Genomic DNA, 26,593 nt, shown 5'->3' with positions numbered 1-26,593 from the left:
ATGGAAAAAGAACCTGCCCGAAGGCAGGTTCTTTTTATTTTGAATGAGGCATATCAGCAGCCGGCAGGCTTTTGCGGTTTTTCACATAATACATTGCATAGCAAATGGCCATAAACGGAACGCCGCAATACAGTGCGATTCTTTGATTCGGATCAAAGGCAATGCCAATGACGGAAGCCAGGCATAACAGAAACGCTGCAATCGGCACGATCGGATACAAAGGCGTTCTGTATTTCAAATCAGTTACTTTGTTTCCCGCTTCGATATAACGTTTTCTGAACATGAATTGAGATGCAGCGATTCCCATCCACACGACAACGACAGCAAAACCGGAAATCGACACGAGCACAACGTATACAGTGTCTGGTGCAAATACACTGGACAGCAGCGACAGAATGCCTCCGATCATGCTGAACACCAGCGCGTTAAACGGGGTTCCTTTTGATGTCAGCTTTGCAAATGTCGGATGAAGCGTTTTTTCTTTAGATAAAGACCACAGCATCCGGGAAGAAGCGTAGAGTCCGGAATTAGCCGCTGACAGGATCGCTGTCAGGATAACAAAGTTCATGAGATCGGCCGCGTATGGTACACCGACTCTGTCAAAGACAGCGACAAACGGGCTTTTGATGACACCTGCATCTTGAATCGGAATCAGCCCTGACAGCACAAAAATTGTTCCGACAAAGAAGAGTGAGAGACGCCAGACCGTTGTTTTAATCGCTTTTGGTATCGTCTTGTCAGGATCAACGCTTTCACCGGCTGCGATTCCGATCAGTTCCGTTCCCGAAAAGGCGAAATTGACGGACAGCATCGTCATCAATATCGGAACAAATCCATTGGGAAAGAGCCCGCCTTCCGCCGTGAAGTTGGACAGCATCGGAGCGGCTTCTCCGCCTTTGATCGGGATGAGGCCGAACATGGCAGAACCGCCTAAAAGAATAAATAATATGATGGCTAATACTTTGATGCTGGAAAACCAAAATTCTGATTCAGCGAAAAACCTGACCGAAAATGCGTTAAGCAAGAAAATGAACAGCGCAAAGACGGCACTCCACATCCAAACCGATGTATGGGGAAACCAGCGCTGCATTAACAGGCCGGCTGCTGTGAATTCTGATCCCAATGCCACGGTCCATGTCAGCCAGTACAGCCAAGCGACCGTAAATCCGGTGCCGGGCCCTATGTATTTGGCCGCATAGGTGTGAAAGGCGCCGGTCACAGGCATGGCGACTGACAGCTCACCGAGGCATAGCATGACCAGATAGACAATTCCGGCCCCGACTAAGTAGGCAAGTATCGTTCCAGCCGGGCCTGCCTGCTGAATGGTATAGCCAGAGCTTAAAAACAGTCCTGTTCCGATGACACCTCCTAAGGAAAGCATAAAGAGGTGCCGGCTTTTCATGCTTCTCTGAAAGTTTGTCTCATTCTTGTTGTGAGCAGAGTTCATCTTTTTCCAACTTTCTATCGGCGATTTATTTCCTTCCTAATAAAAAATCTCATGTCAGGAAGTGACACGAGACTCCGGCGAACCGGCTTTAAGTTAGAATATACAAACAATTCCGATAAGTCAAGTTGTTTTTAAAGAGCGGACCCAAGCCGCCATTTCTTGAATATCTTCGGGTTTTGTCCGGCAGCAGCCGCCGATCAGCTTCGCACCTTTTTCATGCCAGATGCGGGCGCTCGCCCCGTAAGATTCTGCGCATGCTGCGCCGTTCCACATTTTAGTTTCCGGATCATATTGCTCACCTGAATTCGGGTAGACGATGATCGGCTTTGACGTGTTCTTTTTTATCTCCTCTATCAAGGAAGAAATATGCTGAAGCGGCGTACAGTTGATGCCGAGCGCTGCAATTTGGCGATGTTCATCAAGCAAAGCTGCGCAGTCAGCGGCTGGTGTTCCGTCACTGATATGCAGGCCGTCTTTGGCACTGAAGCTGATCCACGCATACGTTTCGGGAAATTCCTTCAACAGCCGCACAATCGCTTTTGCTTCAGTCAGACACGGGATCGTTTCGCATGCCAAAACATCAGCTCCGGCTTCAATCAGTGCTTTCATCCGGGGACGATGAAATTCAATCAGTTCATCTTCTGATATTGCATAGTTGCCGCGATACTCAGAACCATCTGCAAGATAAGCGCCATAAGGGCCTACAGAAGCCGCAATGATCGGTTTCGGCCGATTCAAACGGTTCTTTTCAAGCGACCAAAATTCATCACGAGCTTCAGCTGCGATGCTGACGGACAACTCGATGAGCCGGCGTGCTTCCGCTTCGCTCAGCCCGCGTGCGGCAAAGCCTTCGAATGTGGACTGATAGCTGGCGGTAATCGCACAATCGGCGCCTGCCGCGAAATAATCAGTATGAACTTGTTTAATCAGGTCCGGCTCTTCCATCAGGATTTTTGCCGACCACAGACTGTCGTTCAAATCACAGCCCTTGCGTTCAAGCTCGGTCGCCATGGCGCCGTCTAGCACAATAAGCGGGAATGTATCTAGTATGTGTTGGATAGGATTCATAGAATGTACCGATGCCTTCTTTCAGATTTTTTAAAAAGATATGAAAATCGTAATGGAGGCTTACGTGTTTGTCAATAAACGCAAATAGAGAAAGGTGTTCAGCCCGTATGTCTGAACACCTCTTTTTTATGATATTTGTTTGTTGTGTGTGTCTGCCGTTGTGTCAGAAAGCGGCCAGCATTCAATGCCGTTGTGGTTTTTGAGCACATCTTTATAGAAGACCGGATCTTTGCCAGCTTTTTTCTGGCGTGTATAGTCTTTCAGCGCTGTAAAAACGACCTTTGATAATAAGAAAATCGCGATTAAATTCACGACGACCATCAAGCCCATGAACAAATCAGCAAGATCCCAGACGAGCTGGACTTTGGCAACACAGCCAAACACAATCATCGCCAGCACGCCGATACGGTAAACGAATATCAGTTTTTTACTTTTGTTTAAAAAGCCAATATTGGTTTCGCCATAATAATAGTTTCCGATTAAAGCACAGAATCCGAATAACAGAATCAGAATGGCCAGAAAGCCTGATGCCCATGATCCGACATGGGAGCTTAGAGAGGCTTGTGTCAAGGCGATTCCGCTCAGACCCGGAGTATGATAGGCATCCGAAAACAGAATGATAAAGGCGGTGCTTGTACAAATGACCAGTGTATCAGTAAGCACACCAAAAGCTTGGATCAGGCCCTGTTTGACGGGATGGCTTGTTGTGGCGGTGGCAGCGGCATTCGGTGCGCTCCCCATTCCCGCTTCGTTTGAAAAGATTCCCCGTCTGACGCCTTGCATGAGTGCCGCGCCCAAAGCTCCGCCGGCGGCCTGGTCAAAACCAAACGCATTTTTCACGATTAGCGCAAGCACATCTGGCAGCTGCGTAATGTTGGTGAAAATGACGAAAAACGCAACTCCGATATACAGGACAGCTAATACGACGACAATGGATTCAGCCAATTTTGCAATGCGCTTGACTCCGCCAAAAATAATCGTGCCGAATACAGCAATTAAAATGAGTCCCAATGTCAGGCGGTTTGTGCCGAACGCGTTTTCAAAGGCAAGGCTGACTGTATTGGATTGAACCGAGTTGAAGACGATACCGAACGATAAGGTGATTAACACAGCGAACAGCGCGCCCATCCACCTTTTGTTCAGCCCTTTTTCCATGTAATAAGCCGGCCCGCCGCGGAAGCCGTTTACATCTTTTACTTTATAAATCTGAGCCAGTGTGCTTTCCACAAAGCTGGATGCTGATCCGATAATGGCGATAATCCACATCCAGAAGATTGCACCGGGCCCGCCGAGTGCAATGGCGATGGCAATGCCCGTAATATTTCCCGTTCCGACACGGGCCGCCATGCTGATGCAAAAGGCTTGAAACGGAGAAATGCTGTTTTTTGACCGGGAAGCAGCACCTTCTCTTAATACCCTGACCATTTCTTTCAGCATGCGAACCTGTAAAAACTTCAGCCTGAACGTAAAATAGATTCCAAGAGAAAGAAGCAAAACAATTAATAGCTTTGACCACAAAAGATCATTTGCGATACCGACGATATGTTCCAGGATTTGCTGCATACAATCACCTCTTTTTTATGTTTAAAAAATACTGAGCTCCCACTCCTGTGCCATATGCTTCAGCAGCATACCCCCGGTGAGGCTGTTGCCGTATTCGTCAATGGCAGGCCCGTAAATGCCGATACCGCATCCGGACTGAAAAGGCTGTTCTCTTCTGGCGCTTGGAGGCACCAGTGCCATGATGCCGCCGGAGACGCCGCTTTTGGCCGGCACGCCGACAAATGCCGCATATTTGCCTGAAGCATTGTACATGCCGCACGTCAGCATTAACGCCTTGGCCAATTTTGCCACATCTTTTGGAATCACCTGCTCGCGTCGAATCGGATGATACCCGTCATGGGCAAGGATCAAGCCGATCAACGCGATGTCTTCTGTGGTGCTCTCCATGGCGCATTGCTTCAAGTACACCTCAAGTGTTTCTTCTACGTCAGCTTCTAAAAAGTTTGTTTCTTTTAAATAGTAGGCCAGCGCTCTGTTGCGGTGGGCGGTTTCCCATTCAGAACGGAACACTTCCTCATGAATTCTCGGCCGTTTTCCTATTAAGGTTTCCAACACTGAGTATAGAAACTCGAGTTTTTTGTATGCCGATTCACCGGGAAGAATCGAGGCGATGGTAAGGGCACCCGCGTTAATCATGGGATTAAACGGCTTTCCCGGCTTGTTGATTTCGAGCCGAATGATTGAATTAAAGGCATCACCTGTCGGTTCGACATCTACGCGGTCCAGCACATAGGGAATGCCGCGGCTCATGCAGGCGGCGATAAAGCTGATCACTTTGGAAATGCTTTGCAGGGTAAAAGGGACGTTCCAATCGCCGGCATGTATCATCGTTCCGTCAGGCTCCAATATACAAATGCCGAGCTGTGAGTCATTGACTTTTCCTAAGGCGGGGATATAGTTTGCACTTTGTCCATTGGCGGCAAAGGGGCGATAATGCTCAACCCAATGATGCAGCTGTGACGCCGGGTTTATTTCTTTCAGAGTCTCTTTTATCAATTCTTTCATCGAATTCCTCCTCACTGATTTTCTTCTTTAAGGACTGAGGTTTATCAAAGCGAAGGCTGAAGGGGCGTTAAACGCTTTCATAAAAAGCGGATGGTATATTTACTTTATAATGGCGACTACAGAATCATACAAAATACGACAAAAACATTTTGAAAATAAGCAGTAAGATTTATAAAAACCTGATTTTCTGGGTCAAAAGCAATTTGCAGGTTTTCTCCCGTTTCTCCAAAATAAAAAGCGAGGATGTGATCATCATAAAACTGGAACGTTTTATCGAAAAAGACGGTTATATACTGGCTCTCATGCTGATTACGGTGCCGCTGGCCGGTGAACTGAAATTTTATCCCCTCAATGAAGAATTCCGGGTCAGTTTTGGCGCACCGGTTTTTTTCTTCTTTTTATCGTTGTTGCGGCATGTGCCCGCTGTGCTGCCGGGTTTTCTGACTGGAGCGGCTGTTTTTATCTTTCGCGTCTTTCTGGAATTATGGGGCGGAGGACACAACGGATTGACTCCGATTCTGTATGACCAAGCGTCTGGCTTTTTCTTTTATATGACTTACGCCTGCCTGTTTTACATACTAAAGGCCAATCGTTTCCGTGAACGGCCGATTATGCTCGGTTTCATCGGGTTTATGATTGAAGTTGTGTCAGATTGTGTCGAGCTGACTGTGCAATTTCTCATTTTTCATACGGTTGTCACGCCTGAGAAAATCACTGACATTGCGGTGATTGCGATTTCTCACACATTTATCGTAATGAGCTTTTATAGTGTGCTGAAGCTGTATGAAACACAATCGAGAGAAAAACAGACAAGGCATCAGCATGAGCACATGCTGATGATCGTTTCTAATTTATATGAAGAAACGGTGCATCTAAAAAAGACTTTGAAAACGACAGAGAAAGTGACAAACGATTCGTATCAGCTCTATCGGGAAATGAAGGGCAAGGATCATCAGCTCAGCGGCAGAATCCTGAGACTGGCCGGGGAGATTCATGAAGTGAAAAAGGACAACCAACGGATATTCGCTGGGCTTTCAAAACTGATTTCGAATGAGAGTTTGAGAGATTATATGAGGGCCTCTGATTTGCTGCAGCTCGTGATTCGAATGAATGAAAAGTACGCTGAAGCACTGGGAAAGCAGATTGATTTTTACTGCTCCATAGAGGGAGAGCATGACGAATATCACGTATTTATTGTGCTTTCGATCATTAATAATCTAACGGCAAATGCGGTAGAGGCTATGGATGAAGAGGGAAGGATCAGCCTGAGGCTCCGTAAGCTAAATGAGAGTATGGTAGAATTTCAGGTGGAAGACAATGGTCCCGGTATATCTGAAAAAATAGGGGAGATTGTGTTCGACCCGGGCTTTACTTCAAAATATGACGAATTCGGCACGCCTTCTACGGGAATCGGACTTTCCTATGTGAAGGAAATGGTGACTGAACTAGATGGGGATATTACGTTTGATAATCAGCAGCGGGGAGTGGTGTTTGCCATCAGGCTGCCTGTCCGGCATTTGATTCAGAAAGGGTGAACCGAAAGCTATGCGTTTTTTTATCGCTGATGATGACCGTGCGGTGCGGTCGATTTTAAGGCAGATCATTGAGGACGAGGATCTTGGGGAAGCTGCTGGTGAAGCAGACGACGGAAGCCAAGTGGAAGGGCATATGCTGCAGTTCAAACAGATTGATATTTTATTAATCGATCTGTTAATGCCCGGAAGAGACGGCATTGAGACAATTCGTGAGATCCAGCATACGTACTCCGGCAAAATCGTAATGATCTCTCAAGTGGAGGCGAAGGAAATGGTCGGAGAAGCGTACTCGCTCGGCATCGAATATTTTATTCATAAGCCGATTAACCGCATTGAAATTGTTACGGTTCTCCAAAAGGTGAAGGAGCGGATTGAGCTTGAACACTCGATTGGAGCCATTCAGCATTCTCTAAGTCGGCTTGTCAATCGGACTGATCGGAAAGCGCGTCCCCAGCAGAAGAGTGACAGCGGTTTAAAAGAGGCGGGAGCATTTCTGTTGTCCGAGCTGGGCATGATGGGAGAAGGCGGCGCGCAGGATCTCATGGCGGTCCTGCAGTATTTAGCAGAATACGAGCAATCCGAGCCACACGAAAAACAAAGCCCTTCGCTAAAACAAATATTTACCCAAGTAGCGGAACGGAAGCTGGGGACAGGGGCCTCTCAGACGGAGGTCAATCGAGAAATGAAAGCCTCAGAGCAGCGTATCCGCAGAGCGATTATCCATTCGCTGCACCATTTCGCATCACTGGGGACAACTGATTTTTCGAATCCAAAGTTTGAAACCTATGCGTCAAAATTTTTTGATTTTCCGGTAGTCAGCCAGAAAATGAAAGAACTCCAATCCAAGGATGCAAAACCTCTCGCCCCTGCTAGAATAAATATGAAAAAATTCATCCACGTGTTTTTTTTGGAAGCGAAGCTTTTGCACGAGACGATGAAACAAAGAAGGATATAAACCAAACAGCCGGCTGATCCGGCTGTTTTTTTGCTGCGCAGAATCCCGGCGGGACAGCGGTTTACTGTTTATTTATAAAATATCAGAAAATAAAGATATTGACTTATTGTTTATTTGTCTTACAATTAAACAAAAGGAAATATGGGAAGGAGCGGATGTGAAAGAAAGATTTATAAAGCGCTTTCAGTTAGGGGCTGTATACACAAATAACAGGAGGTTATGTTGATGAGCCGTATCAGAAAAGCACCCGCTGGAATTTTAGGTTTTCCGGTTGCTCCTTTTAACACACAAGGAAAACTGGAGGAAGAAGCTCTTTTTCAAAACATTGAGTTTTTACTGAAAGAGGGCTTGGAAGCGATATTTATCGCTTGCGGGTCTGGTGAATTTCAATCTCTCAGCCAGAAGGAATATGAGCAAATGGTGGAAGTCGCAGTCTCGGCAGCCGGGGGAAAGGTGCCGGTTTACACGGGGGTGGGCGGCAACCTCAGCACAGCGCTTGAATGGGCGCAGCTGTCGGAGAAAAAAGGCGCCGACGGCTACTTGATCCTGCCCCCGTATTTGGTGCATGGCGAACAGGAGGGACTGTATCAGTATGCGAAAACGATTATTGAAAGCACTGACTTGAATGCGATTCTCTATCAGCGTGATAACGCCATTCTCGCTGTAGAACAGATCAAACGCTTGACCGAATGTGAACAGCTTGTCGGTGTCAAAGACGGGGTAGGGAATATGGATTTAAATATTAACCTCGTCTATACGATCGGCGACCGCTTAGGATGGCTCAATGGAATGCCGATGGCTGAAGTGACGATGCCGGCTTACCTGCCGATCGGGTTCCACTCTTACTCTTCAGCGATTTCAAATTATATCCCGCATATTTCGCGAATGTTCTATGATGCATTGAAAAACGGAAATGCCGAGCTGGTGAAGGAAATCTATCAGCATGTGATTCTCCCAATCAACGACATTCGCAAACAACGAAAAGGCTACGCTGTATCCTTGATTAAAGCGGGGATGGAGATTATGGGGCTGAATGTAAGAAATACAGCCAGACCGCCTGTCGGCCCGGTTGAAAAAGATCATTATCAGCAATTGGAAGCGATTTTGAAGCAGGCGGCTGACCGTTTTCCGAAAAAAGCCGCGACGGTTTGACCAGAAAAAACACGAAAGGGGCAATGGGCATGTCTGTGATCACGGAACAAAACACGTATCTCAACTTTATTAACGGGGAGTGGGTTCAGTCTCAATCAGGCGATATGGTCAAGATCGAAAACCCTGCCGATGTGAATGATATTGTCGGTTATGTACAGAATTCAACAGCTGAGGATGTGGAACGTGCCGTCGCCGCCGCCAATAAAGCCAAAACGGCTTGGAGAAAGCTGACGGGTGCCGAGCGGGGCCAATACTTATACAAAACAGCGGATATCATGGAGCGGCACTTGGAGGAAATCGCCGCCTGTGCAACGCGTGAAATGGGCAAAACACTGCCGGAAGCGAAGGGAGAAACAGCCCGGGGGATTGCCATTCTGCGCTATTACGCCGGAGAGGGCATGCGCAAAACAGGTGACGTCATTCCGTCTACTGACAAAGACGCGCTCATGTTCACCACCCGTGTTCCGCTCGGTGTGGTCGGTGTGATTTCTCCGTGGAATTTCCCGGTGGCGATTCCGATTTGGAAAATGGCGCCGGCATTGGTATACGGCAATACCGTTGTCATCAAACCAGCGACAGAAACAGCTGTGACATGCGCGAAGATCATTGCCTGCTTTGAGGAAGCGGGGCTGCCGGCAGGGGTCATTAATTTGGTGACAGGCCCGGGCTCTGTTGTCGGGCAGGGGCTTGCTGAGCATGACGGTGTAAATGCCGTTACGTTTACCGGTTCAAATCAAGTCGGAAAAATCATCGGGCAAGCCGCTTTAGCGAGAGGAGCTAAATATCAGCTTGAAATGGGCGGCAAAAATCCTGTCATCGTAGCTGATGACGCTGACCTTGAAGCTGCGGCTGAAGCTATTATTACGGGGGCCTTCCGTTCAACCGGACAGAAATGCACCGCGACAAGCCGTGTCATCGTGCAAAGCGGAATTTATGAGCGTTTGAAAGAAAACCTTCTCCAGCGCACAAAGGATATTACAATCGGAGACAGCTTAAAAGAGGATGTCTGGATGGGACCGATCGCCAGCAAGAATCAGCTTGATAACTGCCTGTCATACATTGAGAAAGGCAAGCGGGAGGGCGCTTCCCTTTTAATTGGAGGAGAAAAGCTGGAGAACGGAAAATATCAAAACGGCTATTATGTTCAGCCCGCCATCTTTGACAATGTGACATCTGAGATGACGATTGCCCAGGAGGAAATTTTCGGTCCGGTGATTGCCTTAATCAAGGTTGATTCGATGAAGGAGGCGTTGGACATCGCCAATGATGTGAAGTTCGGTTTAAGTGCATCCATCTTCACGGAAAACATCGGCAAAATGCTTTCTTTCATTGATGAAATCGACGCCGGGCTGGTTCGTGTTAATGCAGAAAGCGCAGGTGTTGAGCTGCAGGCGCCTTTTGGCGGCATGAAGCAGTCGAGCTCCCACTCCCGTGAACAGGGGGAGGCAGCGAAGGACTTTTTCACAGCGATCAAAACCGTTTTTGTGAAGCCGTAATGGTGCTGGAAAGAGGCTTACGTCTCTTTCCCAGCTTTATCACAGCCAGCATATGATTCTCTACTTTGAAAAGGAGAAGATACTATGAAAAAAGACTTTGCGAGTGTTACACCGGCGGGCAATAAAACGTCTGTACGCTGGTTCATCGTGTTTATGCTGTTTCTTGTGACCTCTATTAACTACGCGGATCGAGCAACGCTTTCCATCACCGGAGATTCTGTCCAGCATGATTTGGGATTGGACTCGGTCGCCATGGGATATGTCTTTTCTGCCTTTGGCTGGGCCTATGTCATCGGGCAGCTTCCGGGCGGCTGGCTGCTGGACCGTTTTGGTTCAAAGACAGTCATTGCGTTAAGCATCTTTTTCTGGTCATTTTTTACGCTGCTGCAAGGGGCGATTGGCTTTTTCTCAGCCGGCACAGCGATTATCCTGCTGTTTGCACTGCGTTTTCTGGTAGGCTTATCAGAAGCGCCTTCATTTCCCGGAAACGGCAGAGTTGTTGCCTCATGGTTTCCAAGTTCCGAGCGCGGGACAGCTTCAGCCTTTTTTAATTCAGCACAATATTTCGCAATCGTCATTTTTTCTCCTTTAATGGGCTGGCTCACCCACTCTTTCGGCTGGCATTCCGTCTTCGTTGTCATGGGTGCTGCGGGGATTCTTCTGGCTGTCATCTGGCTAAAAACGGTGTATGAACCGAAAAAACACCCAAAGGTTAACGAAGCTGAGCTTGCGTACATCGAACAGGGCGGCGGACTGATTTCCATGGATGACAGTAAAAGCAAACAAGAAACAGAATCGAAATGGCCGTATATCAAACAGCTGTTAACGAACCGCATGCTGATTGGCGTGTACATCGCGCAATATTGCATTACGACTCTCACTTATTTCTTTCTCACATGGTTTCCGGTATATTTGGTTCAGGCCCGCGGCATGTCTATTCTAGAAGCTGGGTTTGTCGCCTCCCTGCCGGCGCTGTGCGGATTTGCCGGCGGCGTGCTTGGGGGTATCGTGTCAGACATCTTACTCAAAAAAGGCCGTTCACTGACCTTTGCTAGAAAAGTGCCAATCATTGCCGGCATGCTGCTGTCTTGCAGTATGATTGTCTGCAACTATACAGATTCAGCGTGGCTCGTCGTTGTTATTATGTCGCTCGCGTTTTTTGGCAAAGGCTTCGGCGCACTGGGCTGGGCTGTCGTGTCGGACACGTCTCCGAAAGAGTGTGCAGGATTAAGCGGCGGTTTGTTCAACACCTTCGGAAATATTGCCTCGATTACAACGCCGATTATTATCGGTTACATCGTCAATGCTACAGGATCATTTAATGGCGCGCTCGTGTTTGTCGGCGCTAACGCGATTGTTGCGATCCTCAGCTATTTGCTGCTGGTCGGCCCGATCAAACGGGTCGTGTTAAAGAAACAAGAACAAGACCCCGATCAATCATTGCCTGTTTAATATTTATGAAAGCGCTTTATAAAAAGGAGGAAAAAGCATGGGTTCATCCATACAAGAGCAGGTTCAAAAAGAAAAAAGATCGAATATTCCTTCAATTTCAGAAATGAAGGTGATTCCGGTTGCGGGACATGACAGCATGCTGCTGAATCTAAGCGGAGCGCACAGCCCGTTTTTTACCCGGAATATCGTAATCTTAACAGACAGCAGCGGAAATCAGGGAGTCGGCGAGGTGCCAGGCGGAGAGCGTATTCGCCGCACACTGGAGCTGGCAGAGCCGCTTGTTGTCGGAACATCCATTGGTGCGTACCAGGCGATATTGCAAAGGGTCAGAAAGCAGTTTGGCGATCAGGACAGGGGAGGACGCGGAATCCAGACCTTTGATTTGCGCACCACTGTGCACGCCGTCACCGCATTGGAAGCGGCTTTGTTGGATTTACTTGGAAAGTTTCTTCAGGAACCTGTCGCAGCTTTGCTTGGCGAAGGGAAGCAGCGCGATGAAGTGAAAATGCTTGGTTACCTTTTTTACATCGGTGACCGAAAGCGGACGGCCTTGCCGTATCAAAGCGATGAGCAGACAGATTGTGCGTGGTTCCGTCTGCGTCATGAGGAAGCGCTGACGCCGGAGGCTATTGTGCGTCTTGCCGAATCCGCGCAGGAGCGCTATGGCTTTCAGGATTTCAAACTCAAAGGCGGGGTGCTGCGGGGAGAAGAAGAAATCGAGGCTGTTACCGCATTATCGAAACGTTTTCCTGAGGCAAGAATCACTCTTGATCCGAACGGGGCGTGGTCATTAGAGGAAGCTATTGCATTATGCAAAGGAAAGCAAGATGTGCTCGCGTACGCGGAAGATCCGTGCGGGGATGAGAACGGCTACTCCGCTCGTGAAGTGATGGCTGAATTCCGCCGCGCGACAGGGCTTCCGACTGCGACAAATATGATTGCGACCGACTGGCGGGAAATGGGTCACGCGATTCAGCTTCACGCGGTGGATATTCCGCTGGCTGATCCTCATTTTTGGACGATGCAGGGCTCCGTGCGGGTTGCGCAAATGTGCCATGATTGGGGTTTGACATGGGGCTCGCACTCCAACAACCACTTTGATATTTCCCTTGCGATGTTTACCCATGTGGCTGCGGCAGCTCCGGGTCGAATCACGGCGATCGATACCCATTGGATCTGGCAGGACGGGCAGCGATTAACGAAACAGCCTTTTGAGATTACCGCTGGCTGTGTCAAGGTCCCGGATAAACCTGGGCTAGGCGTCGACATTGATATGGAACAAGTGGAAAAAGCGCACGAGATCTATCGGAAAATGAATGTAGGCGCACGGAATGACGCGATCCCTATGCAGTTCCTGATCAACAACTGGGAATTTGACCGGAAGCGCCCGTGCCTTGTGCGATAAGTTTTATTGTAAATATTGTCATATCGGCTATTTTGTCTTACAATTGAACAACTGAAGGGAGAGTTGTTCGTGTACGAAGGTTTAGAGGATTTGAAAGTCGATACAGTCAATCGGAAAACATTAGCCAAACAGGTCATCGAACGGATTGTCCATTTATTATCGAGCGGACAGTTGAGGGCCGGAGACAAATTGCCGACAGAAATGGAACTGATGGACATTTTGCATGTCAGCAGGCCGGTGCTTCGGGAGGCGCTCAGTTCACTTGAAACGCTGGGCGTCATTACGAGAAAAACCCGCGGAGGCACATATTTCAACGATAAAATCGGCATGCAGCCATTTTCCGTCATGCTTGCCTTGGCGACTGATAATCTTCCGGCAATCATTGAAGCGCGGATGGCGTTAGAACTCGGACTCGTGACGATTGCTGCGGAAAAAATCAATGAGGATGAGCTTCAGCGTTTGCAGAAGACAATCGACGATATTGCCAACAGCACTGACAATCTTTATGGTGAAGCGGATAAAGAATTCCATCGAATTATAGCGTTAAGTGCAAATAATCCCGTTGTAGAGGGGATGATTCAATCCCTCTTAATCACCCATGCGAAAATTGACAGCCAAATTCCGTACAGGGAGAGAGATATAACGGTCGAATATCACAAAAAAATCTACGACGCCCTTGCCAAAAGAGATCCTTACAAAGCGCATTACCACATGTATGAGCATCTGAAATTTGTCCGTGACAAAATTCTAAAAGGACTTGATGGAAAATAATGGTGAGATAACCGCAGTTGAAACGTAGGAGCTGCGGTTTTTTTAAAACCAATTAAGAAAACGCTTACTAAGATATGAGGAGTGATTTTCATATGGCGATGAACCTCAGGCAAAACCAGGCGCCTCTTTACATCAAAGTTAACGACACAGATAACACGGCAATTATTGTAAATGATGGAGGACTGCCAAAGGGCACTGTTTTTTCATGTGGACTCGTCCTTGAAGAGGATGTTCCTCAAGGCCATAAGGTGGCCTTAACCGATCTCAATCAAGGGGATGAGATCGTGCGTTACGGAGAGGTGATCGGATTTGCTGATGAGACGATCAAACGCGGGAGCTGGGTACGGGAAGCCCTCGTGAGAATGCCCGATCCTCCGGCGTTAGACGATCTTCCTCTCGCAAACAGAGTGACGAAGCCGCTGCCCCCTCTTGAAGGATATACATTTGAAGGCTACCGGAATGCGGACGGCAGTGCGGGGACAAAAAATATCCTCGGTATCACCACAAGTGTTCAATGTGTCGTTGGCGTTTTGGATTATGCGGTCAAACGGATCAAAGAAGAGCTGCTGCCGAAATATCCAAACGTCGATGACGTTGTACCGCTGCATCATCAATACGGATGCGGCGTGGCGATCAATGCGCCCGACGCCGTCATTCCGATCCGCACGATTCAAAATCTCGCGAAGCATCCGAACTTCGGCGGAGAAGTGATGGTAATTGGATTGGGATGTGAAAAGCTCCTTCCGGCAAGAATTGCCTCTGAGAATGATGATGACATTCTATCGCTCCAGGATCATCAAGGTTTTGCGGCGATGATCCAATCCATTTTGGAAATGGCGGAGGAGCGGTTAATCAGGCTGAACAGCAGAACCCGTGTGACATGCCCTGTTTCAGATCTGGTTATCGGCCTGCAATGCGGCGGCAGTGATGCGTTTTCCGGCGTGACGGCGAACCCTGCCGTGGGGTATGCGGCTGATTTATTGGTTCGCGCAGGTGCGACGGTTTTGTTTTCTGAAGTGACAGAGGTACGTGATGCCATTCATTTATTAACGCCGCGGGCTGTCAGTGAAGAGGTCGGACAATCGCTGATCAAAGAGATGAAGTGGTATGACAGCTATCTTCGGCGGGGAGACGCAGATCGAAGCGCGAACCCGTCACCAGGCAATAAAAAAGGCGGATTATCAAATGTGGTGGAGAAAGCATTAGGCTCAGTGGCGAAATCAGGCACTAGCCCCATCTCCGGCGTGCTCGGCCCAGGTGAAAGGGCAGAGCAAAAAGGCCTGCTGTTCGCAGCCACACCGGCAAGCGATTTTGTGTGCGGAACCCTGCAGCTGGCTGCGGGTATGAATCTGCAGGTGTTTACGACAGGGAGGGGAACACCGTACGGCTTGGCGGCTGCACCGGTGCTGAAAGTATCGACGCGGCATTCATTATCAGAGCATTGGGCGGATTTAATCGATATCAATGCCGGCCGAATCGCGACAGGAGAGGCCAGTATCGAAGATGTAGGCTGGGAAATCTTCAGGACGATTTTGGATGTGGCAAGCGGCCGCAAACAAACGTGGGCTGACCGTTGGGGCCTTCATAATGATTTGTGCTTGTTCAATCCTGCTCCAGTGACTTGATTCATTTTTTTATAGCGATTAGAGAATATGCTGTAAAATACAATTAACGCATAGGAAACGAAGGGGTTACAGCATGGCATTCATTAGATTCCGAGTGACACGAATTCAATAGTGAACAACTCTCGCCTGAATGCGGGAGAATCGGGATGAATCCGCCTATGTATGAGCCCTTATATGGTTATCAAAAAAGAGGGTGGCGATGCCTGCCTTCTTTTTTGTACCTTCGAATATACTCATAGCAGCAGTTTTCTTTGGGCTGAACTCGATCTACCATTTCATACCGGGAGAGTTAACTTCGGAAATCATTTCTCAGCAGGCGGTAAAAATGGCGGTTTTCACTTTTGGCGCCGCTGGAACGAGTTTAGTGCCCATCTTTTTTGGGATGCGTAAGCACTCCGTTCCGGCAACCATCATTTCCTCTGTAGTGATTGTAACGCTCACTAGTCAAACAAGTCCGGGCTTCTCGATTTCATCTGTTGTGTATATCCCATTATTTCTGGCGGCCCTCGGTATCATCTTTTCCTGCATGGCGATCATGAATGTAGACAAACAGGATGCTTGAAATAAGGCGCCCGCTATTCACAAAAGGCCGATGCTGTCAGCACCGGCCTTTCTATTATGAGTCTGTTCTTGTTTCAAGATAATGCTTCTTGCCAATCTCTTTGCTCATCATATAGAAATGGAAGCAATATTCACCGATTGCCATGACGATCGCGCCGAATAAAGCCGCCAACGCAACTTCACCGCCAGTCATCCCCAGAGAAAGCGGCATGCCCATCAGCCAGATAACGAGAAAGGCCAAGCCAAAGTCAGCCAAAGTTGCAATCATATTATTCCATCTCGGCAATACATACAGATCCCCAAGCAAATAAGAAATAACCCCTAACACTATCGTCATTAAAAGCGTATCTCCAAACGTGAAACCAAAGCCCAGACCAAGCACCAGATACAACACAATAATCGTCATAATACCTTTAATCGCGAGCGCTTTCACATGTGTCATTACAATTCCTCCTTTTGTCAGTTGATTTGTTATGTATAATTCCTCAAATGTAAAAACTTAAACCTTATTTTGAGTTTTTTCGGATCCATATATAGGCGGAGATCACAGTGCTGCTGATGTTTATGCTTTTCGGAGCGGGTGCAAAAGCCCCATACATTTATTAAGGGGGATGGATCAGGAATTGAGTCTCCGGCTGCTTCGTCAGCGGAAATTGCAGAGTCCGTCTCGCACCAGACGATGCCTTGACGGCCAACCAGCCATTTTTCTTTTTAGGAAACAAAATGTTTGGTGCTTTTAGATGAATTAATTTAAAAACTTCACCTGTCCCTCCGTCATCACTTCTGAAGTAATGAAATATGATGAAAAGAGATCAAGGGGAGGTGACGTGATGGCGGTCGTGAGAGCAACGAGTGCGGATGTCGATTTGATGGCAAGGCTGCTCAGAGCGGAAGCGGAAGGCGAAGGCAAGCAGGGGATGCTGCTTGTCGGCAACGTTGGAATTAATCGGCTGCGGGCGAATTGCTCGGACTTTAAAGGCCTCCGCACCATTAGGCAGATGGTGTTTCAACCACACGCGTTTGAGGCTGTGACTCATGGATATTTTTATCAAAGAGCACGGGATAGCGAGCGTGCTCTTGCACGCCGGTCGATTAATGGTGAAAGGCGCTGGCCTGCAAAATTTAGTTTATGGTATTTCAGGCCGGAGGGGGACTGTCCCGCCCAGTGGTATAACCAGCCGTTTGTGGCCAGATTTAAGTCACACTGCTTTTATCAGCCGACGGCGGAGACGTGTGAAAATGTATATAACACATTTTAGAGACAGGACACCGTTCAAATTGAACGGTGTTTTTCTTTGAAAAGAAATGAAATGGAAAATATTCCTGTGAGATAATCGGAGAAAAAAGAACTGACGGAGATGACAGAATGGCAACCATCGACCTGCAAAAGAAAAGTGTAAAGATCGTACTGGAGAAAAAGCAATTAACGAAGGTGATGGCTCGTGTCGGACTGGTTCTTGATATTACGGGCTCGATGAGAACGCTCTACAAAAACGGGACGGTTCAAAATGTGGTGGAGCGGATTTTGGCAGTGGCTGATCAGTTTGATGATAACGGTTTGCTGGATGTATGGGTGTATGATAATGAATATTCCCGATTAAAGCCAGTTTCAGAAAAGGATTTTTCGGGCTATGTGGAGCGTGAAATTTTAAATAATGACCGCTTGCATAAATTCGGCAGAAATGATGAGCCGCCAGTCATGAAGGACGTGCTGCGCAAATATGTTGCGGAGGAACCGAGCTCGTATCCTTCTTTCATTGTTTTTATCAATGACGGGGGCTGTAAAAAGTCAATCAAACCGATTATTGAAGCTTCTACTGATAAACCGGTGTTCTGGCAGTTTGTCGGCATCGGAAACGGAAACTTTGATTTTCTCAATAAACTGGATACGTTAGAAGGGCGTGTCGTTGATAACACGAACTTCCTCCATATCGAAGAGATTGACCGTATTTCTGATGATGAGCTCTATGATGCTCTGCTTGCTGAATTTCCATTTTGGCTGAAAGAAGCGAAGGAAAAAGGAATTGTAAGAGATCAAGAGCCCCCTGCTGAAAAGCCGAAAAAGAAGGGCTTTTTCAGCAGATTGTTTTCGAAATAACTGATAAGGCACTGAGTCATTCTGCGAAATGGCTCGGTGTTTTTGTTTTTTTAAGATCATGTGAAGAAAAATAGGCCGAATGGGCGGCTTGCAAACGACAGGATATGCAGGAAACGCGTCATTCAGCCAGCTTTCGGCATGTTTCAGCGGCAGGCTTATGAGGGAAGACCTGTTTTTGATGTTCAGCGCTTACAATCGGTTCACACTTCTTCACAGTCGTTTAACAATGATTTCCTATAATGGAGACGATCAATGAGAAGAGAGGGGATCTTGAATGGCATACGACAGTCGTTTTGATGAATGGGTACAGAAACTGAAAGAGGAAAGCTTTCAAAACAATACGTTTGACCGCCGCAAATTTATTCAAGGAGCGGGGAAGATTGCAGGACTTTCTCTTGGATTAACCATTGCCCAGTCGGTTGGGGCCTTTGAAGTAAATGCTGCGCCTAAATTCTCAAGCTATCCGTTTACATTAGGGGTAGCGTCAGGTGATCCGCTTTCTGACAGTGTCGTGCTTTGGACACGCCTGGCACCAGATCCGCTGAACGGCGGGGGGATGCCGAAGCAAGCAGTCCCTGTCAAATGGGAGGTCGCAAAGGATGAGCATTTCCGTAAAATCGTAAGAAAAGGCACTGAAATGGCTAAACCGAGTCTGGCCCATTCCGTTCACGTGGAAGCGGACGGGCTTGAGCCGAACAAAGTGTACTATTACCGTTTCAAAACCGGACACGAACTAAGCCCTGTCGGAAAAACAAAAACACTGCCTGCCCCTGGCGCCAATGTGCCGCAAATGACCTTTGCATTTGCTTCCTGCCAGCAATATGAGCACGGATATTATACGGCCTACAAGCATATGGCAAAGGAAAAGCTTGATCTTGTCTTCCATCTCGGTGATTACATATATGAATACGGTCCAAATGAGTATGTGTCAAAAACAGGAAATGTCCGCACGCACAACAGCGCGGAAATCTATACGCTGCAAGACTATCGGAACCGTCACGCTCAATACCGTTCTGACGCCAATCTGAAAGCTGCACATGCGGCTTTCCCTTGGGTTGTAACCTGGGATGACCATGAAGTTGAAAACAACTATGCCAATAAAATACCGGAAAAAGGACAGTCGGTTGAAGCCTTCGTGCTCCGCCGCGCGGCAGCATATCAGGCATACTATGAACATATGCCGCTCCGCATTTCCTCTTTGCCGAATGGCCCGGATATGCAGCTGTACCGGCACTTTACGTACGGAAACCTGGCGTCCTTCAATGTGCTTGATACCCGCCAGTACAGGGACGACCAAGCCAATAACGACGGCAATAAGCCGCCTTCTGATGAATCGCGAAATCCAAATCGGACCCTGCTAGGAAAAGAACAGGAGCAGTGGCTCTTCAACAATTTGAGCAGCTCGACAGCCCACTGGAATGTGCTGGCGCAGCAGATTTTCTTTGCAAAATGGAATTTCGGGACAAGCGCAAGCCCGATCTACAGCATGGATTCGTGGGACGGCTACCCGGCTCAGCGCGAACGGGTTATCAATTTCATTAAAAGCAAAAATCTAAATAATGTTGTCGTCCTGACAGGTGATGTACACGCAAGCTGGGCATCGAATTTGCATGTCGATTTCGAGAAGACAAGTTCAAAAATATTCGGAGCCGAATTTGTCGGAACCTCGATTACTTCAGGAGGGAACGGAGCGGATAAGCGGGCGGATACAGACCAAATTTTAAAAGAAAATCCGCACATCAAGTTCTTTAACGACTATCGCGGATATGTCCGCTGTACAGTGACACCTCACCAGTGGAAAGCCGATTATCGGGTGATGCCGTTTGTGACCGAGCCGGGCGCAGCCATTTCAACAAGGGCTTCATTCGTTTACCAGAAAGACCAAACCGGGTTGAGAAAGGTGTCATCCACAACGATCCAAGGCGGGGTGAAGCAATCCGATGAGGTCGAAGAGGATCGTTTCTTTGCGCACAACAAAGCCCACGAAAAACAAATGATTAAGAAGCGGGCAAAAATCACGAATTAAGGAGTGAAAATTATGTTTTCAAACATTGGAATACCGGGCTTGATTCTGATCTTCGTCATCGCCCTCATTATTTTTGGCCCTTCCAAGCTGCCGGAAATCGGACGAGCCGCCGGACGGACACTGCTGGAATTTAAAAGTGCCACAAAATCACTTGTGTCTGGTGATGAAAAAGAAGAAAAATCAGCTGAGCTGACAGCGGTAAAGCAGGACAAAAACGCGGGCTGAGTGCTGATGAGGCAGACACCGGGTCTGCCTCTTTTTTATGAAAGGGAGGGCTTTTTTGAATGGATAAAAAAGAAACCCATCTGATCGGGCATTTAGAAGAGCTTCGCCGCCGGATTATTGTCACCCTCGCGGCATTTTTTCTATTTCTCGTCACGGCTTTTTTGTTCGTACAGGACATTTATGACTGGCTGATCAGGGATTTGGATGGAAAGCTGGCTGTGCTTGGGCCGAGCGAAATCCTCTGGGTGTATATGATGCTTTCCGGCATTTGTGCCATTGCGGCTTCTATCCCTGTTGCCGCGTACCAGCTGTGGCGTTTCGTTGCACCGGCGCTGACGAAAACGGAGCGCAAGGTGACGCTCATGTACATACCAGGTTTATTTGCGTTGTTTTTGGCGGGCATCTCCTTCGGATACTTTGTCTTGTTTCCGATCGTGCTCAGCTTTTTGACTCATTTATCCTCCGGCCACTTTGAAACGATGTTTACGGCTGACCGCTACTTTAGGTTTATGGTGAATTTGAGCCTGCCGTTCGGCTTCTTGTTTGAGATGCCCTTGGTGGTGATGTTTTTAACAAGGCTGGGCATCTTAAATCCTTACAGACTGGCCAAAGCGAGAAAGCTGTCCTATTTTCTGCTGATTGTCGTGTCCATATTGATTACACCGCCTGATTTTATTTCTGATTTTCTCGTGATGATCCCGCTTCTTGTCCTGTTTGAAGTGAGTGTCACCCTATCGGCGTTTGTCTACAAAAAGAGGCTGAGGGACGAAACGGCGGCGGCCGCTTAGTGCAGCGTACCGCCCGGTGACTTCAAATCCTCATCATATTGTGCGGCCGTAACAGCGGCGGCCGCTTAGTGCAGCGTACCGCCCGGTGACTTCAAATCCTCATCATATTGTGCGGCCGTAACAGCGGCGATTCTCAATGCCCGGATAATCGTGTCGAGGCTGAGGCTCGGCGCTGTTTTGTCGATTGTTTGCTGCGGAATGTAAGGAATATGAATAAACCCGCCGCGAATGTGTGGAGCTGTCCGGCTAATGTGATCCATTAACCCGTAGAACAAATAGTTGCATACAAAGGTCCCCGCTGTGTAGGAAACCGCAGCTGGAATGCCGTGTTCCTTCATCTTAGCAGTCATTCGTTTCACGGGAAGTCCTGTCCAGTAAGCGGCGGGCCCATCTGGAGAAATCTCCTCATCAATTGGCTGCTGTCCTTCGTTATCGGGGATCCGCGCATCTGCAAGGTTGATCGCCACTCGTTCCGGTGTGACCTGCATTCGTCCTCCAGCTTGGCCGACACAAATCACGATTTCTGGCTGATGTTTTTGAATGGCTTGGCGCAGAGTGTCCAGAGCGGTTCTAAAGACGGTTGGAATTTGTTCCGCTGTAATGATTGCCTCATCCGTCTTGAAGCCATGAAGACGTTTCGCCGCTTCCCATGATGGATTGACGGTTTCTTTGTCAAAAGGGTCAAAGCCCGTGATCAGCACTTTTTTTCTCATCTTCTCAACTCCTTTTCTTTTATTCTATTGTTTATTTATGGGTTTTTCATCAAAATAATGTAAAGGAGTGAATCATAATGGAACATTTGCCGGAGCAGTATCGCCAGTTATTTCCAACCTTGCAGACACATACAATGCTTGCCAGCTGTTCTCAGAGCGCGTTGGCAGAGCCTGTATCAAGGGCGATCCAGGATTATCATGACAGCCTGCTGCATAGGGGGACGAATTGGAAAGAAGCGATCGAAAAAACAGAGAGTGCGAGAAACGAGTTTGCTAAGCTAATCGGGGCTGAACCGGATGAAGTGGCGATTGTGGCGTCAGTTTCTGATGCGCTGGTTTCTGTAGCATCGGCCTTATCTGTTTTTAGAAAGAAACATGTTGTGTATACGGAGATGGATTTTCCGGCAGTGTCTCATGTCTGGCAGGCACAATGCGACAATCACGTATCTGTCATTCCATCAATAGACGGTGTGATGCCGCTCGAACAGTATGAAACACATATTTCAGAAGAAACAGTGCTGACGTGTGTTCCTCACGTTCATTATCGTGACGGCTATGTTCAGGATATAAAAGCGATCGCCGAGATTTCTCAGAGAAAAGGCTCTTTGTTATTTGTGGATGCTTATCAATCAGCGGGACACATTCCCATTGATGTGAAGGAGTGGGGTGTAGATATGCTGGCGGCAGGCACCCGGAAGTATTTGCTCGGCATACCGGGCGTGGCGTTTCTTTATGTGAGAAAGGAGCTGGCAGACGCACTGAAGCCGAAAGGATCAGCCTGGTTTGGCCGTGAGAACGGATTTGATGCGGCTTATGCAAAAGGCACGCGCCGTTTTCAAACAGGCACCCCAGCTTTTATCAGCATATATGCAGCTGCAGCGGCTTTGTCGCTGTTGAATCATATCGGGGTTTCTCATATCCGGAATCATGTAAAAACGATCTGTGCCGATGCATGTCAATATGCAGCTGCAAAAGGCCTGCAACTGGCGTCGGCACAAGGCGGGGTTCAGCCGGGCATGGTTGCGATCCGGGATGAGCGGGCATCGGAAACGGCGGAATTGCTGAAGAAGAAAAAAGTGATTTGCGCGCCGCGGGGCGAAGTCATCCGTCTTGCTCCCCACTTTTATAATACGAAGGAGGAAATGCGGCACGCGATTGATGAAATCGCGGCGAAAATGATCTATAAGTTAACATAAAAAAAGCCCCTGAACACTAGGTCAGGGGCTTTTCATATTAATGATCTACCTTAACGCGCTTCATAAAGAAAGCGCCAATTAAACCGATAATGGCAACAATCATTGCAAACACAAACGCGTGCTGCACACCCGCTGTCAACGCTTGCGGGATGACTGCCGGATCGGCAGGGTTTTTAACTGTGCTCATATAATCATGCTGGCCTGCAGCCATAATGCTGACCGCAACCGCTGTGCCGATAGCGCCCGCCATTTGCTGAAGTGTGTTCATAATGGCGGTGCCGTCAGGATAAAACTCACGCGGCAGCTGGTTTAAACCATTTGTCTGCGCAGGCATCATGATCATAGAAATCCCGATCATCAAGCAGGTGTGTAGGATGATAATCAGCACAGCCGTTGAAGTGGTTGTGACATTTGAGAAGAACCAAAGAACAACAGTGACAATCACAAATCCAGGAATGACAAGCCATTTCGGCCCGTATTTGTCGAACAAACGGCCTGTAACTGGGGACATAAATCCATTTAAAATACCTCCTGGCAAGAGAACAAGACCAGATGCAAATGCCGTCAGGACTAAGCCGCCTTGCAGGTACATCGGCAGAAGCAGCATAGATGACAGAATGACCATCATGCAAATGAACACCATGATCACACCCAAAATAAACATTGGGTATTTGAACGCACGGAGGTTCATCATCGGCTGCCTCATTGTCAGCTGGCGGATTGAAAATAGGATAAGGCCGACAACGCCGACAATCAGCGACACGATAACGGTCGGGCTGGACCATCCTCCGGAGCCTTCACCCGCGTTGCTGAATCCGAACACAATGCCGCCGAAGCCAATCGTCGACAGGATGATAGACAATACATCGATTTTAGGCTTTGTCGTTTCAGATACATTCTGCATATATGCGATACCGAAAATAAGCGCCAGCACAAGGAACGGAAGAGAGATCCAGAAAATCCAGTGCCAGTTGAGATGCTCCAGAACCAATCCTGAGAAAGTTGGCCCGATGGCGGGCGCGAACATAATGACAAGCCCGATCGTTCCCATTGCGGCGCCCCGTTTATGAGGCGGGAAAATCACCAAGATTGTGTTAAACATCAGCGGCAGTAAAAGACCGGTTCCAAGTGCCTGAACGATCCTTGCCGCTAATAAAAACGGGAAGCTTGGCGCAAGCGCCGCGATCAACGTCCCTAAAATTGAAAAGATAAGTGACACGGTAAAAAGCTGTCTAGTAGTGAACCACTGCAACAGCAGTCCTGAAACAGGAACCAGGATACCGAGTACAAGCAGGTAGCCCGTCGTTAACCATTGGACGGTTGCCGCTGTAATGTTCAATTCCTTCATAAGGTCGGTTAACGCAATATTCAGCGCTGTTTCACTGAACATGCCGATAAAACCGGCCAACAGCAAGGAAATCATAATCGGCATCACTTTGTATTGCTGAGATGCTTTAGCTGTTGTTTCCAAAATCATTTCCCCTCTCTATCAACTGCATGTAGGATGTCGTTTTTTATCTCTTCAGCAAGTCAGGAATGCAGCTGGAGATATGAAGGAGCGGCGTACTGTTTTTTGCCGTCAAAGATAAAAGAATGCCGCCTTCAATCATCGCGTTAACTACAGTGCTGGCTTCTTTTGCATGACTCTCGCTGCAGCCAGCCTGCCGCAGTTTTTCCTCATATACAGAGGCCCATTCTTTGTAGGCTTCATGGCAGGCTTCACGCAACGGTTCGCTTTTCAATGACGTCTCAGCCGCTAGCAAGCCCACAGGCAAGCCTTCAATGTCTTCCGTACATGAAAACTGGCAGGAGAGCTCCTTCAAAAAGGCTTGAATGCCTTCCGCTGGATCGGTGTAGGCTTCCATACAGTCAGCGATTTTCTGACGGATATACTCTTTCATCTCATTCACGGCTTCGATCGCAAGCTGTTCTTTACCGCCGGGAAAGTGGTAGTAAAGAGAGCCTTTAGGCGCGCCGCTTTCCTTTATAATCTGGTTCAGCCCCGTGCCGTAATACCCTTGCAGCTGAAAAAGCCGGGTAGCTGCCGAAAGGATTTTCTCACGGGAATCTCCATAACTCATAACATTCCCACCTTACTGAATTGCAATCAAAAATATAGTGACTGGTCTATTATCTTGATTCATTCATCAATTGTCAAGAGAAATTCATTGTATGAAAAGACAAAAAAAGAAGTATATTACAACAAAAAAAGTGAGAGAAAAGCTGACTGGCCTTTTGACTGAATAGATAAAATATTCAATGATTAATCATCATAAGGATGTAAGGAGAGAAAGAGATGAAAAAACAACGACTGCTTGTACTTTTTACAGCACTACTGTTTGTTTTTGCCGGATGTTCGCATTCTCCTGAAACAAAAGAACCTCCGAAAGAAAAAACAAAGACACAAAAAGTCTCTTCGGCGTCCGCCTCTGACAAAAAGGACCTGCCAAACGTTAAAATTTTAGCGACAGGAGGCACGATTGCAGGAGCCGATCAATCCAAAACCTCAACAACTGAATATAAAGCAGGTGTTGTCGGCGTAGAATCACTGATCGAGGCAGTCCCGGAAATGAAGGATATCGCGAACGTCAGCGGCGAGCAGATTGTCAACGTCGGCAGCACAAACATTGATAATAAAATATTGCTGAAGCTGGCGAAACGCATCAACCACTTGCTCGCTTCAGATGATGTAGACGGAATCGTCGTGACCCATGGAACTGACACGTTGGAAGAAACAGCTTATTTTTTGAACCTCACTGTGAAAAGCGATAAACCGGTTGTTGTCGTCGGTTCGATGAGGCCATCCACAGCGATTAGCGCTGACGGGCCGTCTAATCTGTACAATGCAGTGAAAGTGGCAGGCACACCTGAGGCAAAAGGAAAAGGTGCGCTCGTCGTTCTTAACGACCGGATTGCCTCAGCCCGCTATGTCACCAAAACAAACACTACCACAACAGATACATTTAAATCAGATGAAATGGGCTTTGTCGGAACGATTGCTGATGATATCTATTTTAATAATGAGATTAGCCGTAAGCATACGAAGGATACGGATTTTTCGGTTTCTAATCTTGATGAGCTGCCGCAAGTAGACATTATCTATGGATACCAAAATGATGGAAGCTACCTGTTTGACGCAGCTGTAAAAGCCGGAGCAAAAGGGATTGTTTTTGCCGGTTCTGGGAACGGGTCTTTATCTGACGCAGCCGAAAAAGGAGCGGGCAGCGCAGTCAAAAAAGGCGTCACTGTAGTGCGTTCAAGCCGTACGGGAAATGGTGTCGTGACGCCAAACCAAGACTATGAGGAAAAGGACCTCCTGGCATCGAACTCTTTAAACCCCCAAAAAGCACGGATATTGCTGATCCTTGCGCTTACCAAAACAAACGATCCTCAAAAGATCCAAGCTTATTTCAATAAGTATTGAAGAAAAGAAGGCGAATAAGCCTTCTTTTTTTGCTTTTTAGGACCAAAAATGACCTCTGAATCTTAAAATTTCTTTAAAATAAGCCAAA

24 protein-coding genes and 2 pseudogenes are annotated in these 26,593 nt (G+C 47.7%); 17 read left to right on the top strand and 9 right to left on the bottom strand.

Features of this window, described 5'->3' with window-relative positions; translation table 11 throughout:
• Window positions 1–34: 34 nt before the first annotated feature.
• From mmuP to BLL41_RS16940, 4 genes are all read right to left on the bottom strand, one after another.
• A complete protein-coding gene (gene mmuP, locus BLL41_RS16960) occupies window positions 35–1,447 on the bottom strand; it encodes an S-methylmethionine permease (protein ID WP_071578746.1) in 1,413 nt (470 codons plus the stop codon).
• 120 nt (window positions 1,448–1,567) lie between these two features.
• A complete protein-coding gene (gene mmuM / locus BLL41_RS16955) occupies window positions 1,568–2,515 on the bottom strand; it encodes a homocysteine S-methyltransferase (RefSeq protein WP_071578745.1) in 948 nt (315 codons plus the stop codon).
• A 126-nt stretch (window positions 2,516–2,641) separates the two neighbouring features.
• Window positions 2,642–4,078: an alanine/glycine:cation symporter family protein gene (locus tag BLL41_RS16945; RefSeq protein WP_071578744.1), complete on the bottom strand. Its 1,437-nt coding sequence runs from the start codon at window positions 4,076–4,078 to the stop codon at window positions 2,642–2,644.
• A 21-nt stretch (window positions 4,079–4,099) separates the two neighbouring features.
• Window positions 4,100–5,083 carry a glutaminase gene (locus BLL41_RS16940; protein ID WP_071578743.1) on the bottom strand — a complete coding sequence of 328 codons (984 nt, stop codon included), beginning with the start codon at window positions 5,081–5,083 and terminating at the stop codon, window positions 4,100–4,102.
• A 302-nt stretch (window positions 5,084–5,385) separates the two neighbouring features.
• On the opposite strand from BLL41_RS16940, the gene glnK reads away from it, so the two are divergent.
• The 9 genes and pseudogenes from glnK to BLL41_RS16895 all read left to right on the top strand — a co-directional run.
• On the top strand, window positions 5,386–6,618 hold the full coding sequence (glnK, locus tag BLL41_RS16935) for a two-component system sensor histidine kinase GlnK (protein WP_083428063.1): 1,233 nt from the start codon (window positions 5,386–5,388) through the stop codon (window positions 6,616–6,618).
• 10 nt (window positions 6,619–6,628) lie between these two features.
• The gene (gene glnL, locus BLL41_RS16930; RefSeq protein ID WP_014662630.1) at window positions 6,629–7,573 is read left to right on the top strand and encodes a glutamine utilization two-component system response regulator GlnL; all 945 of its coding nucleotides are present in this window, start codon (window positions 6,629–6,631) and stop codon (window positions 7,571–7,573) included.
• 225 nt (window positions 7,574–7,798) lie between these two features.
• On the top strand, window positions 7,799–8,725 hold the full coding sequence (kdgD, locus tag BLL41_RS16925) for a 5-dehydro-4-deoxyglucarate dehydratase (RefSeq protein WP_071578742.1): 927 nt from the start codon (window positions 7,799–7,801) through the stop codon (window positions 8,723–8,725).
• Between the two features lie 29 nt (window positions 8,726–8,754).
• Window positions 8,755–10,221, top strand: coding sequence for an alpha-ketoglutaric semialdehyde dehydrogenase GucD (gucD, locus tag BLL41_RS16920; protein WP_071578741.1), 1,467 nt, complete (start codon window positions 8,755–8,757; stop codon window positions 10,219–10,221).
• Window positions 10,222–10,305: 84 nt separating this feature from the next.
• Entirely contained in the window at window positions 10,306–11,673 is a 1,368-nt protein-coding gene (gene gudP / locus BLL41_RS16915) for a glucarate transporter GudP (RefSeq protein ID WP_071578740.1), read from the top strand.
• 37 nt (window positions 11,674–11,710) lie between these two features.
• Window positions 11,711–13,078, top strand: coding sequence for a glucarate dehydratase (gene gudD / locus BLL41_RS16910; RefSeq protein ID WP_071578739.1), 1,368 nt, complete (start codon window positions 11,711–11,713; stop codon window positions 13,076–13,078).
• A gap of 69 nt (window positions 13,079–13,147) precedes the next feature.
• On the top strand, window positions 13,148–13,849 hold the full coding sequence (locus tag BLL41_RS16905) for a FadR/GntR family transcriptional regulator (protein WP_071578738.1): 702 nt from the start codon (window positions 13,148–13,150) through the stop codon (window positions 13,847–13,849).
• 92 nt (window positions 13,850–13,941) lie between these two features.
• Window positions 13,942–15,474: a galactarate dehydratase gene (garD, locus tag BLL41_RS16900; protein ID WP_071578737.1), complete on the top strand. Its 1,533-nt coding sequence runs from the start codon at window positions 13,942–13,944 to the stop codon at window positions 15,472–15,474.
• Between the two features lie 223 nt (window positions 15,475–15,697).
• Window positions 15,698–16,036: pseudogene (locus BLL41_RS16895) on the top strand (ABC transporter permease); the annotation flags it as partial.
• Between the two features lie 20 nt (window positions 16,037–16,056).
• Here the strand turns inward: BLL41_RS16895 and BLL41_RS23145 are convergent.
• Window positions 16,057–16,119: pseudogene (locus BLL41_RS23145) on the bottom strand (hypothetical protein); the annotation flags it as partial.
• Window positions 16,091–16,477, bottom strand: coding sequence for a YndM family protein (locus BLL41_RS16890; protein ID WP_014478718.1), 387 nt, complete (start codon window positions 16,475–16,477; stop codon window positions 16,091–16,093). The gene BLL41_RS16890 and the pseudogene BLL41_RS23145, both read right to left, overlap by 29 nt.
• A gap of 388 nt (window positions 16,478–16,865) precedes the next feature.
• Here BLL41_RS16890 and cwlJ point away from each other — a divergent pair, with 388 nt between their 5' ends.
• From cwlJ to tatC, 6 genes are all read left to right on the top strand, one after another.
• Window positions 16,866–17,294: a cell wall hydrolase CwlJ gene (gene cwlJ, locus BLL41_RS16885; RefSeq protein WP_014475689.1), complete on the top strand. Its 429-nt coding sequence runs from the start codon at window positions 16,866–16,868 to the stop codon at window positions 17,292–17,294.
• Window positions 17,295–17,401: 107 nt separating this feature from the next.
• Window positions 17,402–18,133: a vWA domain-containing protein gene (locus BLL41_RS16880; protein ID WP_071578736.1), complete on the top strand. Its 732-nt coding sequence runs from the start codon at window positions 17,402–17,404 to the stop codon at window positions 18,131–18,133.
• Between the two features lie 79 nt (window positions 18,134–18,212).
• Entirely contained in the window at window positions 18,213–18,389 is a 177-nt protein-coding gene (locus BLL41_RS16875; protein WP_071578735.1) for a hypothetical protein, read from the top strand.
• 18 nt (window positions 18,390–18,407) lie between these two features.
• Complete coding sequence (phoD, locus tag BLL41_RS16870; RefSeq protein ID WP_040084278.1) at window positions 18,408–20,159, top strand: alkaline phosphatase PhoD; 1,752 nt, start codon at window positions 18,408–18,410, stop codon at window positions 20,157–20,159.
• A 12-nt stretch (window positions 20,160–20,171) separates the two neighbouring features.
• Window positions 20,172–20,384, top strand: a complete 213-nt coding sequence (tatAD, locus tag BLL41_RS16865; protein WP_003223835.1) for a sec-independent protein translocase protein TatAD — start codon at window positions 20,172–20,174, stop codon at window positions 20,382–20,384.
• A 59-nt stretch (window positions 20,385–20,443) separates the two neighbouring features.
• Window positions 20,444–21,172, top strand: a complete 729-nt coding sequence (gene tatC, locus BLL41_RS16860) for a twin-arginine translocase subunit TatC (protein WP_071578734.1) — start codon at window positions 20,444–20,446, stop codon at window positions 21,170–21,172.
• A gap of 65 nt (window positions 21,173–21,237) precedes the next feature.
• On the opposite strand, the gene pcp is transcribed toward tatC, so the two are convergent.
• Window positions 21,238–21,885, bottom strand: coding sequence for a pyroglutamyl-peptidase I (pcp, locus tag BLL41_RS16855; RefSeq protein ID WP_071578733.1), 648 nt, complete (start codon window positions 21,883–21,885; stop codon window positions 21,238–21,240).
• Window positions 21,886–21,962: 77 nt separating this feature from the next.
• Between pcp and BLL41_RS16850 the strand changes: the two genes are divergently transcribed.
• Window positions 21,963–23,081: an aminotransferase class V-fold PLP-dependent enzyme gene (locus BLL41_RS16850; protein ID WP_071578732.1), complete on the top strand. Its 1,119-nt coding sequence runs from the start codon at window positions 21,963–21,965 to the stop codon at window positions 23,079–23,081.
• A gap of 37 nt (window positions 23,082–23,118) precedes the next feature.
• On the opposite strand, the gene lmr(B) is transcribed toward BLL41_RS16850, so the two are convergent.
• Both lmr(B) and lmrA read right to left on the bottom strand, forming a co-directional pair.
• The gene (lmr(B), locus tag BLL41_RS16845; RefSeq protein ID WP_071578731.1) at window positions 23,119–24,558 is read right to left on the bottom strand and encodes a lincomycin efflux MFS transporter Lmr(B); all 1,440 of its coding nucleotides are present in this window, start codon (window positions 24,556–24,558) and stop codon (window positions 23,119–23,121) included.
• Between the two features lie 37 nt (window positions 24,559–24,595).
• The gene (gene lmrA / locus BLL41_RS16840) at window positions 24,596–25,162 is read right to left on the bottom strand and encodes a transcriptional regulator LmrA (protein WP_014662655.1); all 567 of its coding nucleotides are present in this window, start codon (window positions 25,160–25,162) and stop codon (window positions 24,596–24,598) included.
• Between the two features lie 215 nt (window positions 25,163–25,377).
• Here lmrA and ansZ point away from each other — a divergent pair, with 215 nt between their 5' ends.
• Window positions 25,378–26,505 (top strand): asparaginase AnsZ, encoded by a 1,128-nt coding sequence (gene ansZ / locus BLL41_RS16835; protein WP_071578730.1) that lies wholly within the window; start codon window positions 25,378–25,380, stop codon window positions 26,503–26,505.
• Window positions 26,506–26,593 lie beyond the last annotated feature (88 nt).

The sequence above is a fragment of the Bacillus sp. FMQ74 genome (assembly GCF_001875785.1).
GTDB classification, from domain to species: domain Bacteria; phylum Bacillota; class Bacilli; order Bacillales; family Bacillaceae; genus Bacillus; species Bacillus stercoris.
This window is presented reverse-complemented; position numbering and strand designations above follow the sequence as displayed.